This window comes from Streptomyces clavuligerus, from assembly GCF_005519465.1.
Lineage (GTDB): Bacteria > Actinomycetota > Actinomycetes > Streptomycetales > Streptomycetaceae > Streptomyces > Streptomyces clavuligerus.
Genome location: NZ_CP027858.1, coordinates 2980568 through 2994709 on the forward strand (window position 1 = coordinate 2980568; position 14142 = coordinate 2994709).

General features: G+C 74.0%; 14 protein-coding genes. 5 read left to right on the forward strand and 9 right to left on the reverse strand.

Translation table 11 applies throughout. From position 1 onward, the window contains the following. Positions 1 to 59: 59 nt before the first annotated feature. The 3 genes from CRV15_RS12405 to mshA all read right to left on the reverse strand — a co-directional run bounded on the left by CRV15_RS12405 (position 60) and on the right by mshA (position 3858). On the reverse strand, positions 60 to 1775 hold the full coding sequence (locus CRV15_RS12405; RefSeq protein ID WP_003953504.1) for a glycosyl hydrolase family 28-related protein: 1716 nt from the start codon (positions 1773 to 1775) through the stop codon (positions 60 to 62). A 162-nt stretch (positions 1776 to 1937) separates the two neighbouring features. Continuing rightward, entirely contained in the window at positions 1938 to 2516 is a 579-nt protein-coding gene (locus tag CRV15_RS12410; protein WP_003961272.1) for a type III secretion system chaperone family protein, read from the reverse strand. Next, positions 2509 to 3858 (reverse strand): D-inositol-3-phosphate glycosyltransferase, encoded by a 1350-nt coding sequence (mshA, locus tag CRV15_RS12415; protein WP_009997088.1) that lies wholly within the window; start codon positions 3856 to 3858, stop codon positions 2509 to 2511. The genes CRV15_RS12410 and mshA overlap by 8 nt, the downstream gene beginning before the upstream one ends. A gap of 387 nt (positions 3859 to 4245) precedes the next feature. On the opposite strand from mshA, the gene CRV15_RS12420 reads away from it, so the two are divergent. From CRV15_RS12420 to CRV15_RS12430, 3 genes are all read left to right on the forward strand, one after another. Next, positions 4246 to 5034 (forward strand): class I SAM-dependent methyltransferase, encoded by a 789-nt coding sequence (locus CRV15_RS12420; RefSeq protein ID WP_003961271.1) that lies wholly within the window; start codon positions 4246 to 4248, stop codon positions 5032 to 5034. Between the two features lie 236 nt (positions 5035 to 5270). Continuing rightward, entirely contained in the window at positions 5271 to 6446 is a 1176-nt protein-coding gene (locus CRV15_RS12425) for a C40 family peptidase (protein WP_003953508.1), read from the forward strand. Between the two features lie 379 nt (positions 6447 to 6825). Then, positions 6826 to 8139: a PP2C family protein-serine/threonine phosphatase gene (locus CRV15_RS12430; protein ID WP_009997086.1), complete on the forward strand. Its 1314-nt coding sequence runs from the start codon at positions 6826 to 6828 to the stop codon at positions 8137 to 8139. Between the two features lie 78 nt (positions 8140 to 8217). On the opposite strand, the gene CRV15_RS12435 is transcribed toward CRV15_RS12430, so the two are convergent. The 3 genes from CRV15_RS12435 to CRV15_RS12445 form a co-directional block, all read right to left on the reverse strand. Beyond that, the gene (locus CRV15_RS12435; RefSeq protein ID WP_003953510.1) at positions 8218 to 8559 is read right to left on the reverse strand and encodes a DUF2516 family protein; all 342 of its coding nucleotides are present in this window, start codon (positions 8557 to 8559) and stop codon (positions 8218 to 8220) included. 112 nt (positions 8560 to 8671) lie between these two features. Beyond that, positions 8672 to 9277 (reverse strand): hypothetical protein, encoded by a 606-nt coding sequence (locus CRV15_RS12440; protein WP_003953511.1) that lies wholly within the window; start codon positions 9275 to 9277, stop codon positions 8672 to 8674. A 22-nt stretch (positions 9278 to 9299) separates the two neighbouring features. After that, the gene (locus CRV15_RS12445; RefSeq protein WP_009997081.1) at positions 9300 to 9890 is read right to left on the reverse strand and encodes a helix-turn-helix domain-containing protein; all 591 of its coding nucleotides are present in this window, start codon (positions 9888 to 9890) and stop codon (positions 9300 to 9302) included. Positions 9891 to 10051: 161 nt separating this feature from the next. Between CRV15_RS12445 and CRV15_RS12450 the strand changes: the two genes are divergently transcribed. Together CRV15_RS12450 and CRV15_RS12455 are read left to right on the forward strand one after the other, a co-directional pair. Then, entirely contained in the window at positions 10052 to 10543 is a 492-nt protein-coding gene (locus tag CRV15_RS12450; RefSeq protein WP_003953513.1) for a helix-turn-helix transcriptional regulator, read from the forward strand. 10 nt (positions 10544 to 10553) lie between these two features. After that, positions 10554 to 10970: a VOC family protein gene (locus CRV15_RS12455; RefSeq protein WP_003953514.1), complete on the forward strand. Its 417-nt coding sequence runs from the start codon at positions 10554 to 10556 to the stop codon at positions 10968 to 10970. Positions 10971 to 11084: 114 nt separating this feature from the next. Here CRV15_RS12455 and CRV15_RS12460 read toward each other — a convergent pair whose 3' ends face one another. The 3 genes from CRV15_RS12460 to CRV15_RS12470 all read right to left on the reverse strand — a co-directional run bounded on the left by CRV15_RS12460 (position 11085) and on the right by CRV15_RS12470 (position 13914). Then, a complete protein-coding gene (locus CRV15_RS12460) occupies positions 11085 to 11906 on the reverse strand; it encodes a hypothetical protein (RefSeq protein ID WP_009997075.1) in 822 nt (273 codons plus the stop codon). Between the two features lie 336 nt (positions 11907 to 12242). Further along, entirely contained in the window at positions 12243 to 13199 is a 957-nt protein-coding gene (locus tag CRV15_RS12465) for an asparaginase (RefSeq protein ID WP_003953516.1), read from the reverse strand. Between the two features lie 106 nt (positions 13200 to 13305). Further along, a complete protein-coding gene (locus CRV15_RS12470) occupies positions 13306 to 13914 on the reverse strand; it encodes an RsiG family protein (RefSeq protein WP_231629317.1) in 609 nt (202 codons plus the stop codon). Positions 13915 to 14142 lie beyond the last annotated feature (228 nt).

Below are 14142 nucleotides of genomic sequence, written 5' to 3' on the forward strand. Positions count from 1 at the left end.
GTGGGATTCTTTCCAGGGTCCGGCGGACCCGCATGCCCCGGCGGGTGGACGGGTGAGCGTCAGTACGCGCGCTGCGCCCGGTGCAGATTGGGCGGCCACACCCCGCCGGGCGCGCCGTACGCCTCCAGCCGGGAGTTGAGCGGCCCGGTGAAGTCCGGCCGGTCGGTCTGGTCGAACTCGCGGACCGTCGAGATCGCCACCGTCGCGCTCCACGGGGCGACCCCGTCGATCCGCACCAGCCCGGCGCGGCCGTTGGTGACCGACACGTTCCAGTGGGCGAAACGGGCCCCGTAGAGCGGGCCCGCGGAGGCGTCGCCGCCGTGCCGCCCGGTGTTGTCCACGGTGATCTCGGTGCGGACGTTGGCGAACGGCATGCCCCGGTGGGTGTCGAAGGTCCCCATCTCCATCACCCCCCGCGACCAGACGTTGTGGCTGGACAGCCCCTCCACGTTGATGCCGTGCAACTGGGTGCCCGGCGGGAACGGGACCGTGGCGCGGGCGACGGTGAAGTCCTCCACGAGGTTGTCGTGCGCGCCCTCGCGGCAGAAGTACGGATGGTGGCTGCCCCGGCCCTCGACCCGGGTCCGGCTCAGGGTGCAGGCGGACGCCGCGACCAGGCCGAAGGAGTTGTCGGCGTGCCGGACGGTGATGTCGTCGGCCCAGCAGTCGTAGGCGCACTGGAAGGTGACGCCGTTGTACCCCTTGTCCAGGAGGTGCGGCGACTGCGGTGTCTCGACGGCCTCCAGGGTCAGCCCCTCCACGCCCGCGTCCGTCAGCGGGGTGACGGGGGTGACCAGCCGGGGGTCCCACTCGGGGCGCAGATCCAGCGGAAGCGGTCGCTCCAGCGTCACCCGGTTCGCCTTCACGGAGACCACGCGCACCGGCCACTCGTACGGCACATAGCTGGTCAGCTTGGTCTTGTCGGCCCACTGGTACGCCTCGGGGCCCGGGCCGCCGCCCGCCATGTGCTCCAGCAGGGTGTGTCCTTCGTCGTCCGCGATCCGCAGCAGGACCAGCCGTCCCCGGCGCAGTCCGGCGGTGTCGTCCACCGTGATGGACCAGTCGCCGCGCCGGGCGGGGCGCACCGCCGTCAGAGTGCGCCACTCGTCGCGCCGGTTGCCGGTCCAGCCCTCGAACGGCCACTCCCGGGCCCTGATCGCGTCGATCAGCGAGGACCAGCGGCCCTCGGGGCAGAGCCAGATCAGGCCGCCCGCCCAGGACCAGGAGGACTTGTCCCCTCCGTAGCGGCTGCCGTAGGGGCCGATCAGCTCGGTGAGATGCCGGGTCGCGTACAGCGTGGTGCGCCCGCTGCCCGCGCCCTTCAGTACGACGCCGCTGTGGCCGATGCGGATGACCCCGTCGATCCGGAAGGTCCCGGGCGGGAGGGTCACCGTGCCGCCGCCGCGCCGGCCCACGGCCGCGAGGGCGCTGTTGATCGCGGGGGCCGAGTCCACGGCGGTGCTGGGGACGGCCCCGTAGTCGAGCGCGCTGACGGTGCGCGCGCGATGGCGGCGGCGACGGCTGCGGCTGCCCGCCCGGCCGATGTAGGGGATCTGGGGGTGGGCGTACGGGTTGCGCCGGAACTCCTGCCAGAGCGCGGGCACCGGAAGCGGCGGGGCCGGTGGCGCGGAGGCCGGTGGCGCGGCGTGGGCCGTACCGGTGGGTCCGGCCGCTGCCCAGGCCGCCGCGACGGCGGTGGCACTGCCGATCAGGGTGCGTCTGCTGAGGGTGCGCCGACCGTTCTCCATCGCGGGCCCGCCTTCCATGCATTTCATGGATATGAACGATGTTCATGTCTCTGCGTCGGTACGCGGGGTGAGCATGCCATGGCGCGCGCGGGCGCGGGAAGGGGTCGGCACCGCCGGGCCGGTGCGGCTCCGGGCGGCTCGGGCCGTGTTCGGGGCAGGTGGGTACGGGCGGGCGGTCCGAACGGGGTGTCAGCCCCCGGAGCTCTGGACGTCCTTGGTCAGATGGGTGAACGCCGCCAGATTGCGGGTGGACTCGCCGCGCGCGGTCCGCCAGGCGTACTCCCGGCGGATCGCCTCGGCGAAGCCCAGCTCCAGAAGGGTGTTGAAGGCGCCGTCGGAGGCTTCGAGCACCGCGCCCAGCAGCCGGTCCAGCTCCTCGGGGGTGGCCACGGAGAGCGGGAGCCGCCCGGTCAGATAGATGTCCCCGAGGTGGTCGATGGCGTAGTTCACCCCGTACAGCCGGAGGTTCCGCTCCAGCAGCCAGCGGTGCACGGCCGCCTCGTTCTCGTCGGGGTGGCGGATGACGAAGGCGTTGAGGGAGAGGGAGTGTCTGCCGATGCGCAGCGAGCAGGTGGTGGACAGCTTCCGGGTGCCGGGGAGCGTCACCACGTACGAACCGGGCTCCGGGCGCTCCCAGACGAGCCCGGCGTCGGTGAGGGCGCGCTCGACGACCGCCGCCGCGCCGACCGCCGCTTCGGTGCCCAGGACGGATGCGGGGGCGGCTTCCGGGACGGACGGGGTCCGTGGGGTCTGCCGTGGGTCAGACATGCTGCGAGCGTACCCGGCGGCGGTGATCGTGCAGGGCCGCCGTGTAGACGGCGGCGGTGGCCTCCGCCGCGCGGTCCCAGCCGAAGGTCCCGGCGTGCCGGGCCGCAGCGTCCCCCATCCGGGCGGCGAGCGCCGGATCGGCCAGCAGCCGGTGCAGCGCCCCGGCGTAGTCGTCGGGGTCGTGCCCGTCGATGAGGACGCCGCTCTCGCCGTCGCGCACGGCGACCGGCAGCCCGCCGACGGCCGCCGCCACCACGGGGGTCCCGGCCGCCTGCGCCTCGATCGCGACCAGCCCGAAGGACTCGCTGTACGAGGGCATCACCAGGCAGGACGCCGCCCGGAACCAGTCCGCGAGCGCGTCCTGGCCCACCGGCGGGCGGAAGTGGACGACATCCGCGATCCCCAGCCGCGCGGCCAGCTTCTGGAGCTCCTCGGGCCGGGCGAGTCCGCTGCCGCTGGGGCCGCCGACGACCGGCACATGGAGCCGGGGCCGCAGCTCGGGCCACCGCGCCAGCAGCCGGGCGACCGCGTGCAGCAGGACATCGGGGGCCTTCAGCGGCTGGATGCGGCCCGCGAAGAGCGGAACGAACGCGTCCTGCGGGACCCCGAGGCGGGCGCGGGCGGCGGCCCGGCCGTCGGCCGGGCGGAAGCGGTCGAGGTTGACCCCCGGGTGCACCACGGCGACCTTGGCCGGGTCGGCGTCGTAGAACGTGACCAGCTCGGCGGCCTCCTCGGCGGTGTTGGCGATCAGCCGGTCGGACGCGCCCACGATCTGGGTCTCGCCGATGACCCGGGAGGCGGGCTCGGGGGTGTCCCCCTCGGCGAGGGCGGCGTTCTTGACCTTGGCCATGGTGTGCATGGCGTGGACGAGGGGCACGCCCCAGCGCTCGGCGGCGAGCCAGCCGACATGGCCCGACAGCCAGTAGTGCGAGTGGACGAGGTCGTAGTGGTCGGGCCGGTGCCGGGCCCAGGCGCGCATCACCCCGTGGGTGAAGGCGCAGAGCTGCCCGGGCAGCTCCTCCTTGGCCAGGCCCTCGTACGGGCCGGCGTCGACATGGCGGACGAGGACACCGGGGGTGAGTTCCACGGTGGGGGGCAGCCCGCCCGCGGTCGCCCGGGTGAAGATCTCCACCTCGATCCCGAGGTCGGCGAGGCGACGGGCCAGCTCGACGATGTAGACGTTCATGCCGCCCGCGTCGCCGGTGCCGGGCTGGTGCAGCGGCGAGGTGTGCACGCTGAGCATCGCGATCCGGCGCGGTCTGCGGTGCGTGCCGGGGAAGGCGATCCGGGGTCCCCGGAAGACGGTGCCGCGACGGGAGACGTACTGGCCGTAGGGGCTCACGTCGGCGTTCCTCCTCGTTCCGGCCGGTCTCGGCCGGGTGCCGGGCGGGGCTGTCCGGGCAGGGCGCGTCGAGCCGACACCTCGCCCGCTCTCCACGGCGCACAACCCTGGAGTCCGCAGTTCCATTTCCCGGGGTCCAGCACTTTGCCTAATCGTTACCGCGCGGGGGCGGCAGGGCGGGCGCGGCGGGCCTCCGACGGCGCGGGCTTCCGGGTGCGGGTGACGGGGAAGGGCGGGCTTCCGGCAGTCGGGTGGGGGTGCCGACGGGGCGGTGCGGACGGCAGGCGCGCGGACGGGCCTCCGGCGGGGCGGACGTAAGGCGCGCGGGCGGGCCTTACGCCATGCGGACGGCAGGGGCGCGGACGGAGGGCGCATAGGCTCGTACGCATGACCCGCCCCCGCCCCGTCGGCACCCCCACCCGCGGGACGACCAACCCCAACCGACTCCGCCGGATGGACCGCTGGATCGCCGCCGTGCACGGCCCCGCGCTGCGCCGCAGCGATCGTCCGACCGCCGTCGACCTGGGGTACGGAGCGGCCCCCTGGACCACCCTGGAGCTGCTGCGACGGCTGCGGACCGCCGATCCGCGCTGTGAGGTCGTCGGTATCGAGATCGCCCCCGAACGGGTCGCGGCGGCCCGGCCGTACGAGCGCGAGGGCCTGAGCTTCCGCCATGGCGGATTCGAGCTCCCCGTCGACGGGGAGCCGCTGCTGATCCGCGCGGCGAACGTGCTGCGCCAGTACGAGGAGGACGAGGTCACCGCCGTCTGGGAGCGGCTGTGCGGACGGCTGGCGCCGGACGGGCTCCTGGTCGAGGGCACGTGCGACGAGATCGGGCGGCGGCACGTCTGGGTCGCGCTCGGGCCCGGGGGGCCGCGCACGGTGACCTTCGCGGCCCGGCTCGGCTCCCTGGAACGCCCCTCCGACCTGGCGGAACGGTTGCCCAAGGCGCTGATCCACCGTAATGTCCCGGGCGAGCCGGTGCACGCCTTCCTCCGCGACTTCGACCGCGCGTGGGCGGCTGCCGCCCCGTACGCCCCGCTCAGCGCCCGGCAGCGCTGGATCAGGGCGGTCGGGGAGCTGGCGGCCGACTGGCCACTGACGGACGACCGTCGGCGGTGGCGCCAGGGCGAGGTGACCGTCAACTGGGCGGCGCTGGCTCCCTCGCGCGGGTGAACATCCCGGCGCGGGCCCCCTCCCGGGAACACCGGCGGCGGGCCGTTCGTCGGCGCGGGTGGAGGCGGCCGATACTCGCCTCTGTCGCTTTGGGGGGAGCCATGGCACCATCACGGCACCACTCGGACGTTACTGACGGTACTTCAGAGCGCCGGGCCGGCCCGGCGGACCCGTGTCATCCCATCGGGCCCACCGGACCCACCGGTCCCGGCCCCGGACTGCCCTGGAGGGGGAGCGTGCTCCGACGCCACTGCGCCACCGGAGCGATCACGGTGGTCTGTGCCCTCGCCGTGCTCGCCGTACCCGGTACGGCGTTCGCCGCCGTGCCCGCCGAGCCGGGGCGCGCCCTTCCGCGGGTACTGCCCCGGGCACCCGAGCCGCCGGTCGCGCCGGAGCGGCCGGCCCCGGGTGACGCGCTGGAGCGGGTGCGGCTCGACATGGAGAAGCTGTATCAGCAGGCGGCGTCCGCCACCGACGCCTACAACCTCGCCGAGGAGCGGACGGAACAGCAGTCGGCGGAGATCGTCCGGCTGGCCCGGCGGATCGACGGGGGCCGGACCCGGATCGCGGAGCTGAAGGACCGGGCGGGCGCCGCCGCCCGGGAGCAGTACCGGGGCGGCGGGCTGCCCGCGGGCGCGCAGTTGCTGCTCACCGACGATCCCCGGCTCTTCCTCGACGCCGCCGAGCGGGTCCGCCAGAGCATGAAGGCGACCAAGGACCTGCTGACCGAGCTGGAGCGCGCCCAGCGGGAGCTGGAGGACTACACCCGGCGCGCCAGCGCCGAGTGGCGGGACCTGGAGGCCGACCGGCAGGCCCAGAAGAAGGCGAAGAAGCGGATCACCGAGCGGATCGCCGCCGCCCAGCGGCTGGAGAGCCGGCTGGCGGAGGAGGAGCGCGAGCGGCTTCTCGCCCTGGAGCGGGAGGCGGCGGAGCGAGCCCAGGAGGCATGGCTCAGGGAGCAGGCCCTGAAGCAGCGGCAGAACGCGGGTGACGGACCCGGCGGCGGCTCCAGGGCCGACGCGCCGGGCAGGGCCCGCGGCTCCGAGGCCGGGCCGGCCGGGGCCGCCGCGAAGGCGATCGCCTTCGCCCTGGCCCAGGTGGGCAAGCCCTATGCCTGGGGCGCCGAGGGCCCCGGCTCGTTCGACTGCTCCGGGCTGACCTCCCAGGCGTGGGCGGCGGGCGGCGTGGGCATACCCCGCACCTCGCAGCAGCAGTGGCGCGAGCTGCCCCGGGTGGCGACCGAGGACATACAACCCGGCGACCTGATCGTCTACAACGCCGACGCGAGCCATATCGGGATCTACATAGGCGACGGGCGGATCGTGCACTCCCCCCGTCCCGGCCGCACCGTGAGCGTGGCGGGCGCCGGGTCGATGAAGATCCTGGGCGTGGTCCGCCCGGACCCGGCCTGAGCCACGGCCGGGACACCGGCCCGGGCCCGGGTCCGCCCGGCCCGGGCAGCACCGCCGGGGACGGCCGCGGCGGCACGGAGGGCACGCTCCGGGCCGGGCCGCGACGGTACGGAGACCGCTCCGGGACCGGGGTCCGGCTTCGGGCACCGGCCCCGTCGCGGCGCCGTTGTCCCGGAGCGTACGGATACCGCGACGGAGCGTTCCCGACGGCGTGATGTTTGTCATGACGAGGGCGTCAACTGCCCTCCGAAGCCCGGCATATCGCCTCCCGGCCGCCGTCTGTCGTTCCCCTGCGGCCGGGCCTACCGCTAAGGTCCCCGACGGGCAGGCGTCGTTCGTCGCCTCGCCGCGGCCCGGGGGGAGGGAAGGACCCGCACCCATGCCCGTACCCGCACCCGCACCGCTCCAGCGGAGCGCATCTGCCCTGGAGGCCGCCGTGGAGACGGAGACGGAGACCGTCCTGGACGGCGGCCCGGGCACCGGCGTCCCCGGTCCCGGCGGACCGCCGGCCGCCGAGCGGGGAGCCACCGGGCCGGGGGCCGGCGACCTCACCCTGCTGGTGATCGAGGACGACCCGGCGGGCACCTTCTCCGTGCCGGAGCTGCTGGACTCCTCGCACACCCGGGTCCGGGTCCGGCGGGCCCGGAATCTCACCGAGGCCGAGCGGCTGCTCACCGACGATGTCCACTGCGTCCTGGTCGACCTGGCGCTCCCCGGCGGCGCGGACGGGCCGGGCCCGCTCCAGCAGGTGCTGCGGCTCGCGGCCCGGCAGGCGGTGCTCGCCCTGACCACGTCGGACAAGGCCGAGCAGGCGACCGAGGCGGTACGGGCCGGGGCGCAGGACCATCTCTTCCGCGACGAGCTGGACGGGCGGCTGGTGCGCCGCACCGTGCGGTACGCCGTGGAGCGCAAGCGGGCCGACACCGCCCAGCGGAAGCTGGCCGAGTCCCGTCTCAGGGCCGAGGAGAACGCCCGGCTCGAACGCGGGCTGCTGCCCACTCCCCTGCTCCAGGGCTCACCCCTGCGGTTCGCCGCCCGCTACCGGCCCGGCCGCTCCCGGGCCCTGCTCGGCGGGGACTTCTACGACACGGTCCGCACCCCCGACGGCACCGTGCACGCCGTGATCGGCGATGTCTGCGGCCACGGCCCGGACGAGGCGGCGCTCGGCGTGGAGCTGCGGATCGCCTGGCGGGCGCTGACCTTCGCGGGGCTCTGCGGGGACGAGCTGCTGGCGACGCTCCAGCGGGTGCTGGAGCACGAGCGGGAGAGCGAGGAGATCTTCGCGACGCTCTGCACCGTCGACATCGCCCCGGACGGCGGCTCGGCCGAGCTGTGCCTGGCGGGGCACCCGGCCCCGGTGCTCACCCGGGAGGGCGGCCCGGCCGCCCTGCTCCCCCACGAGACCGGCCCCGCGCTGGGGCTGCTGCCGTGCAGCCGCTGGCCGCGGCACCGGGTGGAGCTGGGCGGGGAGTGGAGTCTGATGCTCTACACCGACGGGCTGATCGAGGGCCGCAGCGGTCCCGGGGAGCGGCAGCGGCTGGGCGACGAGGGGATGCTGGCCGTGGTCGACCGGCAGTTGTCGGCGGGCCTCGGCGGTGAGGCGCTGCTGGACTCGGCCATCGCCGAGGTGCGGGGGCTGAACGGCGGGGATCTGACCGACGATCTCGCGGTGCTGCTGCTGAGCGGCCCCTGACACGTGCTGAGCGGTCCCTGACACGGCACGGTCACGCCACGGCGGGCCCGGGCCGGGACGGGAGCGGCCCGGCGGCGGTCACCGCCCGCCGTTGTACGGGCCGTAGGGGCCGTCGCTGCTGGAGCCGCCGCGCCGCCCGCCGCCCTTCCCGGTGACCTGGGCGAGCGCCGGTCGTACGTCGACGAAGAAGACGATCGAGGCGATCAGTCCCGCCAGGGACAGGAACAGCATGCTCGTGAAGAGATTCACCGCGACCGCGATGCCCAGGATGATCAGCCAGAAGGGCTTGGTCTGCTTGTCGGCGGCGCGGAAGGCGTCCTCACGGGCGAAGAGCGCCATGGCGAACGCAGTCACGGACGTGACCAGGAAGACCAGGTACACGACCAGCATCAGGGTGTTGTGGAAATTCACGGCCAGCATCGTGAGCACCGCCTAGGACTCGTGGGTGGAGGGACCGACCCGCCCCGCCACGTTACCTGTGGAACGAGCCGGGCACCCCGAAAGGTGCCCGGCCCGGCCGTCGCGCACGCCCTTACTCGGCGACGGGAGCGGTCTTCTTCGGCGCGGCCTTGCGCGCGGCGGGCTTCCGGGCGGCGGGCTTCGCGGGCGCGTCCGCGGCGGGCTTGCGGGGCTGCCGGGTCCGCGTGGGGTTCGCCGCGGCCTTCGCCTCCGGACCGGCCTTCGGCTCGGGCTCGACGGCGACGGCGATCTCCGTGATCTCCTCGGCGGCCTCACCGCGCCAGGACCGCACGGTCTGCTCGCCGTGCCCGGCAACCTTCTCGTAGGTCTCACGGGCCTTGACCGCGTACTCGGCGGCGACGCCCACACCCCGCAGCGCGAGGTCCTGGGCAGTCTCGCCGAGCTTCTTCAGATCGCTGTCGAAGCCGCCGATCACATCGTTGACCACGGCCTGGACGGTGGCCTGGGCCTCCTTGGCCTGGCCGGTGACCTTCTCCTGGACGGCCTTGGGGTCGGTGTTGCGGACCGCGTCGATCCGTCCGGGCGCCTCGGCGGCGATCTGCTCGATGAGCGCGGGCACCTTCCGGGCCTGCCGGACGGCGAGGTCGGCCGTTCCGGCGGCGAAGTAGAGGGGGGTGGGGTCGGTGAACGTCTTGCGGAGGTCGTCGGTGATGGCCATGGGTAATCCTCCTGGAACGCGATCAGTGTGAGGGTGTGCCGGCGTCGTCCGGGCCGCCCGCGGCGCGGGGCCCGTCGGCCGTGGTGTCCGCCGCGGCGCGGGAGTGCGGATGCGGTGCCGTGCCCGGGTCCGTCTCCGGGTCCGTCTCCGTCCCCGGGTCCGGGTCGGTGCCCGTCCCCGGGCCCGTTCCGGCTCCCGCGTCCGCTATGCAGCGGTCCGCACCCGCGGCGCCGTCGGCACCCGGGGCCGGGTACCCGGCCTCCGCCTCCACCGCGTTCTCCTTGCGGAAGGAGTCGTAGATCTGGAGCAGTACGGCCTTCTGCCGCTCGTTGATGGAGGGGTCGGCGATGATGACGGCCCGGGTCTCCAGCTCGTCCCGGTCCCGCTCGTCGAGAATCCCGGCCCGCACGTACAGCGTCTCGGCGGAGATCCGCAGCGCCTTGGCGACCTGCTGGAGCACCTCCGCGCTCGGCTTGCGCAGCCCGCGCTCGATCTGGCTCAGATACGGATTGGACACCCCGGCGGCGTCGGCGAGCTGCCGCAGTGAGAGCTGGGCCGTGCGCCGCTGCTCCCGCAGGTACTCACCGAGATTGCCGACGTTGAGTGATGCCATGCCACCGATGGTGCCCACCCTTGCTAACTTTTGCAAGCAGTCGCTTGCAAAAGTGCGCCACACCACGCGCCACCGTGGAGGCACTCGATGCGTATGCCCCTTCTCCAGGGGGTTTATCCATATTTCTGGCCAGCCCGTCCGGTGGTCGGTACCGTGCCCCTGTGCCTTCCTCCGATGCCGACGGCCTCGCCGATCTCGTCCGGCTGCGCCGGGCGCGCGACCTCATGGACCGCGCGTACGCGGAGCCGCTGGACGTGGCGGCGCTGGCGCGGGTCGCCCTCATGTCGCCGGGGCACTTCTCGCGCAGCTTCCGCGCCGCCTACGGCGAGAGCCCGTACAGCTATCTCATGACCCGCCGGATCGAGCGGGCCAAGGCGCTGCTGCGGCGGGGCGACCTGTCGGTGACGGAGGTCTGCCTCGCGGTCGGCTGCACCTCGCTGGGCTCGTTCAGCTCACGCTTCACCGAGCTGGTCGGCGAGAGTCCGAGCGCCTACCGGGCCCGCGACCACAGCCACGGCGCCACCGTTCCCTCCTGTGTCGCACGGTCCCGCACCCGGCCGGTCAGAGGCGGGGAACCGGGCGGAGGCCGGGCGGAGGACAGGCCGGCCGAACCGGTCAGGAACGGAGAAGCGGAATCAGCCGACGGATCCTAGCGTGAGGGACATGGATATCGCACTCTCACAATGCTTCATCGCCGTCGACGACCACGACAAGGCGCTCGCCTTCTACCGGGACGCGCTCGGTCTCGAAGTCCGCAACGACGTCGGATTCGAGGGCATGCGCTGGGTCACCGTCGGCTCACCCGCACAGCCGGACGTGGAGATCGTCCTCGAACCGCCGCTCGCGGACCCGCACGCCCCGGAGGCCGACCGGCGGGCGATGGCCGAGCTGATGGCCAAGGGCCTGCTGCGCGGCGTCATCTTCCGTACCGACGACGTCGACGCCGCCTTCGAGCGGATCCGTGCCGCGGGCGGCGATGTGGTGCAGGAGCCGATGGACCAGCCGTACGGCGTACGCGACTGCGCCTTCCGCGACCCGGCGGGGAACATGCTGCGGTTCACCCAGCCGCGCCGGGGCTGACCGGAACCACCGGGTAACCGGAACCGCGGGAAGCGGCCGGACCCGCGGGCGGAATACCCCGGGCCACGGTCCCTGGACGCCCCCGCGCACCCAGGGGCCGTGGCCCGAGGAGTCTCAGACGACGTCGACGTAGTCGCCCGTCGCGTTCACCCCCTGGGTGGTGGGGGTGCTGACGAAGCTGTACCGGAAGTACCCGTCGGACTCGGCCGTCAGCGTGGTGCTGAGCTGACCCCTGCTGTCGGTCCTGACCGTCCCCAACGTGGTGTACGCGTCCGTCCCGGCCTTACGGAACTGGAGCTTCACCGACTGTCCGGAGTAACCGGAGTACTTGTACGTCTCCCAGTCGGCCCGGGTCAAGGCTCCGGTGACGGTGATGACCTTGCCCTGGCGGACCGGCTCGGGCGAGGCGTTCACGGTGAGCCGGGCGGCGCGCTGGACGCTGAAGGTCCGGGCGGCGGGCAGCTCGACCTCGTCGCCGCCGTTGGCCACCACGGAGAGCTCGGCCTTCCAGGCGGCGCCCGCGAAGGCGTTCCGCTCCAGATGGGTCCGCGGAGCGATGGTGACATCCGCCGTACAGCTCACCGTGGTGCCGGAGGTGCAGGCGGTGACCAGCCCGTCCGCCGGAATCCTGGCTTCCTTCTCCTCGGGCGAGGTTCCGTACCAGAGCACCGTGGAGGCGTCGAAGATGCCTTCCGCGTGGGAGGCCCGGAAAGTGACCGTGACCTTCTTGGCCGCGTGTGTGCCGAGGACGACCGGCTCGCCCCCGTTGACCACGACGTCCCACACCGTGGGCGGTACGGACTCGTTGACCGCCGGGGCGCCCGCACGGCCGGACGCGGCCGAAAGGGTGTCGGCCCCGGCCTCGGCCGACGGCACGCCGAACGCGGCCAGGGCCAGGGCGCCGGGCAGAACGGCGGCCGTTGTACGAGAGCGCATGCACGTCCCAGTTCGAAGGGGCGGGCTCCGCGGCGCACGACGCGCGGAGGCCCGGAGGGCCGGTCGGGTCACCCGACTCTTCCATCCAGACATGGGACAGGGACAGATGGTTGTACGGGTTTCTGAGAACGCCCTGAGAAAGCTGTGGCCCACGCGCCCGACGGTCCGACAGCGGTGCAGGTCAACGGGGTTGACGGTGCATCGGAATCACTCCTTCGGCGCCGCGCCATCACCGCGTGATAAGTGCTCCGCGCACCGTTCCCCGCCCGTGCCGGGCCGCCCCGGAACGCCCCGCCGCACCGGAGGGCCGCACCGTCCCCGGAGGGCCGCGCGGTCTCAGAAGGCCGCGCGGACCTCCCCGACCTCGGTCGCGCCGCCCAGCAGCGGGGAACGGCCGATCCGGTCGAGGACCGGGGATTCGACGCCGAGCAGTCCGAGGCTCCGGGCGAGGACCGGGCCGAGGGCGCGCGCGGCACCGTCGTCGATCTTGAAGGCGAGGGCCCGCCCATCGGGGAGCGCCACCGCCTGGACGGCCTCCGCGCCCATCTTGGAGAGGGTGCCCGGGACCTCGCGCATCAGCCAGGTGTCGGGGCGGCGGGTGCCCGCCACATACTCGGGGTGGGCCCGCATCGCGTCGGCGACCCGCCGCCCGGCGGAGCCCGGCTCCGCGAGGACGAGGGAGCGGAAGGCGCGCGCCAGACCGGTCAGGCCGACCGCCAGCAGGGGCGCCCCGCAGCCGTCGGTGCCGACGGCCGCGACGGGCTCGCCCGCGGCCTCCTCCAGGACGGTGCGGACGAGCCGCTGGAGCGGGTGGGCCGGGTCGAGGTACCCCTCCCGGTCCCAGCCGTTGAGCGCGCAGACGGCGAGCATCGCGGTGTGCTTGCCGGAGCAGTTCATCGTGACCTTGTCCCGGACCAGCCCCCGGGCGAGATAGCTCTCCGCCTCGACGGGGTCCAGCGGCAGATCGGGCGGGGTCTGGAGGTCGTCCTCGGTGAGCCGCTGCTCGGCGAGCATCGTCCGGACCAGGTCGAGGTGGAAGTGCTCGCCGGAGTGGCTGGCGGCGGCCAGCGCGAGCCGTTCGCCGGAGAGGTCGAGTCCGGCGCGGAGGACGGCGGCGGCCTGGAAGGGCTTGTTGGCGGAGCGCGGGAAGACGGGCGCGTCGGGGTCGCCCAGCGCCAGTTCCACCCTGCCGTCGGCCGCGAGGACGACCAGCGAGCCCCGGTGACGGCCCTCGACGAAGCCGGATCGTACGACCTCGGCGAGGACCGGGGGTATGGCGGCAGGGGACATCATCGGCCTCCGTTGCGGGGTGGTGGGGGTACCCGCTTCCGGACGGTCCGCTCCAGGCCGGAGCTGCTCGGATCAGCGTGATCTGATCAGATCGAGCCAGGTCAGCGGGTCACCGGGTGAGCAGGTCGTCGACATGCGCTTCCCCTTCACGGTACCTGCGCGCAATCTCCGCACTGCAATCGTCCGCTGTCCGCTGAAGCCGCTGTCGACGGCACGAGACCTGCTGTTCGTAGCGGATGAGCCGCCCCATTCCGGTGTGCAGCTCGTCATCGGTCCTGGCCGAGAGGTCGGACAGCTCCACATCGGCGAGCATGTCGGCGGCGAGGGTGCGGTACTCCTCGTTCTGCGGTGTGGAGAGCGTCACATGGCGGGCGGGTCTGCGATGGCTGGAGGGGCTGTCGGCGAGGATCTCGGAGAGCCGGTCCACCACCAGGCTCCGCACCACCGGAACCTGGGACTCCGTGCGCCGGGCCAGCTCGGCGCGGAGGATGTCGATCCGGCCGTGGAGCATCCGCCGGACATAGCTGAGATCGGCCTCGTCCCGCTGGGACTCCCGGCGCAGGGTCCGCAGTTCGGGCAGGCTCAGGGTGCGCAGATCGTACTGCGGGGGGTCGGCCAGGGCGTCCAGGGTGGCGCGCGGCGCGGGCGGACAGAGGGGGGAGCCCGGACCGGCCGGGCGGCCCTGGGGGCCGTGGGGACCCTGAGGCCCGTGGGCCATCGCCGGAACGGCCGCCGCGAGCGACGGCACCCCCGGGAGCCCCGGCCCCCCGGGAGCCCCCGGGCCCCCCGAGATCCCCGGCACTCCCGGCATTCCCGGGGCCCCGGGAACCGCCGGGCCGGGGCGCCCCGCCCGGACCGTCGGCAGCGGGAGCCCGGGAGTCGATACGGGACCGGTCGGCTGCCCGGTTCCAGATGTGCTCATATGCGTCTGTCCGTCCCCTTGACC

Bases quoted from the DNA above. Each gene is read 5' to 3' on its own strand.
- CRV15_RS12420 (WP_003961271.1), top strand. From the start codon at position 4,246: ATGACCCGCCCCCGCCCCGTCGGCACCCCCACCCGCGGGACGACCAAC.
- CRV15_RS12430 (WP_009997086.1), top strand. From the start codon at position 6,826: ATGCCCGTACCCGCACCCGCACCGCTCCAGCGGAGCGCATCTGCCCTG.
- CRV15_RS12470 (WP_231629317.1), bottom strand. From the start codon at position 13,914: ATGGCCCACGGGCCTCAGGGTCCCCACGGCCCCCAGGGCCGCCCGGCC.
- CRV15_RS12465 (WP_003953516.1), bottom strand. From the start codon at position 13,199: ATGATGTCCCCTGCCGCCATACCCCCGGTCCTCGCCGAGGTCGTACGA.
- CRV15_RS12435 (WP_003953510.1), bottom strand. From the start codon at position 8,559: ATGCTGGCCGTGAATTTCCACAACACCCTGATGCTGGTCGTGTACCTG.
- CRV15_RS12405 (WP_003953504.1), bottom strand. From the start codon at position 1,775: ATGAAATGCATGGAAGGCGGGCCCGCGATGGAGAACGGTCGGCGCACC.
- CRV15_RS12460 (WP_009997075.1), bottom strand. From the start codon at position 11,906: ATGCGCTCTCGTACAACGGCCGCCGTTCTGCCCGGCGCCCTGGCCCTG.
- CRV15_RS12410 (WP_003961272.1), bottom strand. From the start codon at position 2,516: ATGTCTGACCCACGGCAGACCCCACGGACCCCGTCCGTCCCGGAAGCC.
- CRV15_RS12455 (WP_003953514.1), top strand. From the start codon at position 10,554: ATGGATATCGCACTCTCACAATGCTTCATCGCCGTCGACGACCACGAC.
- CRV15_RS12445 (WP_009997081.1), bottom strand. From the start codon at position 9,890: ATGGCATCACTCAACGTCGGCAATCTCGGTGAGTACCTGCGGGAGCAG.
- CRV15_RS12440 (WP_003953511.1), bottom strand. From the start codon at position 9,277: ATGGCCATCACCGACGACCTCCGCAAGACGTTCACCGACCCCACCCCC.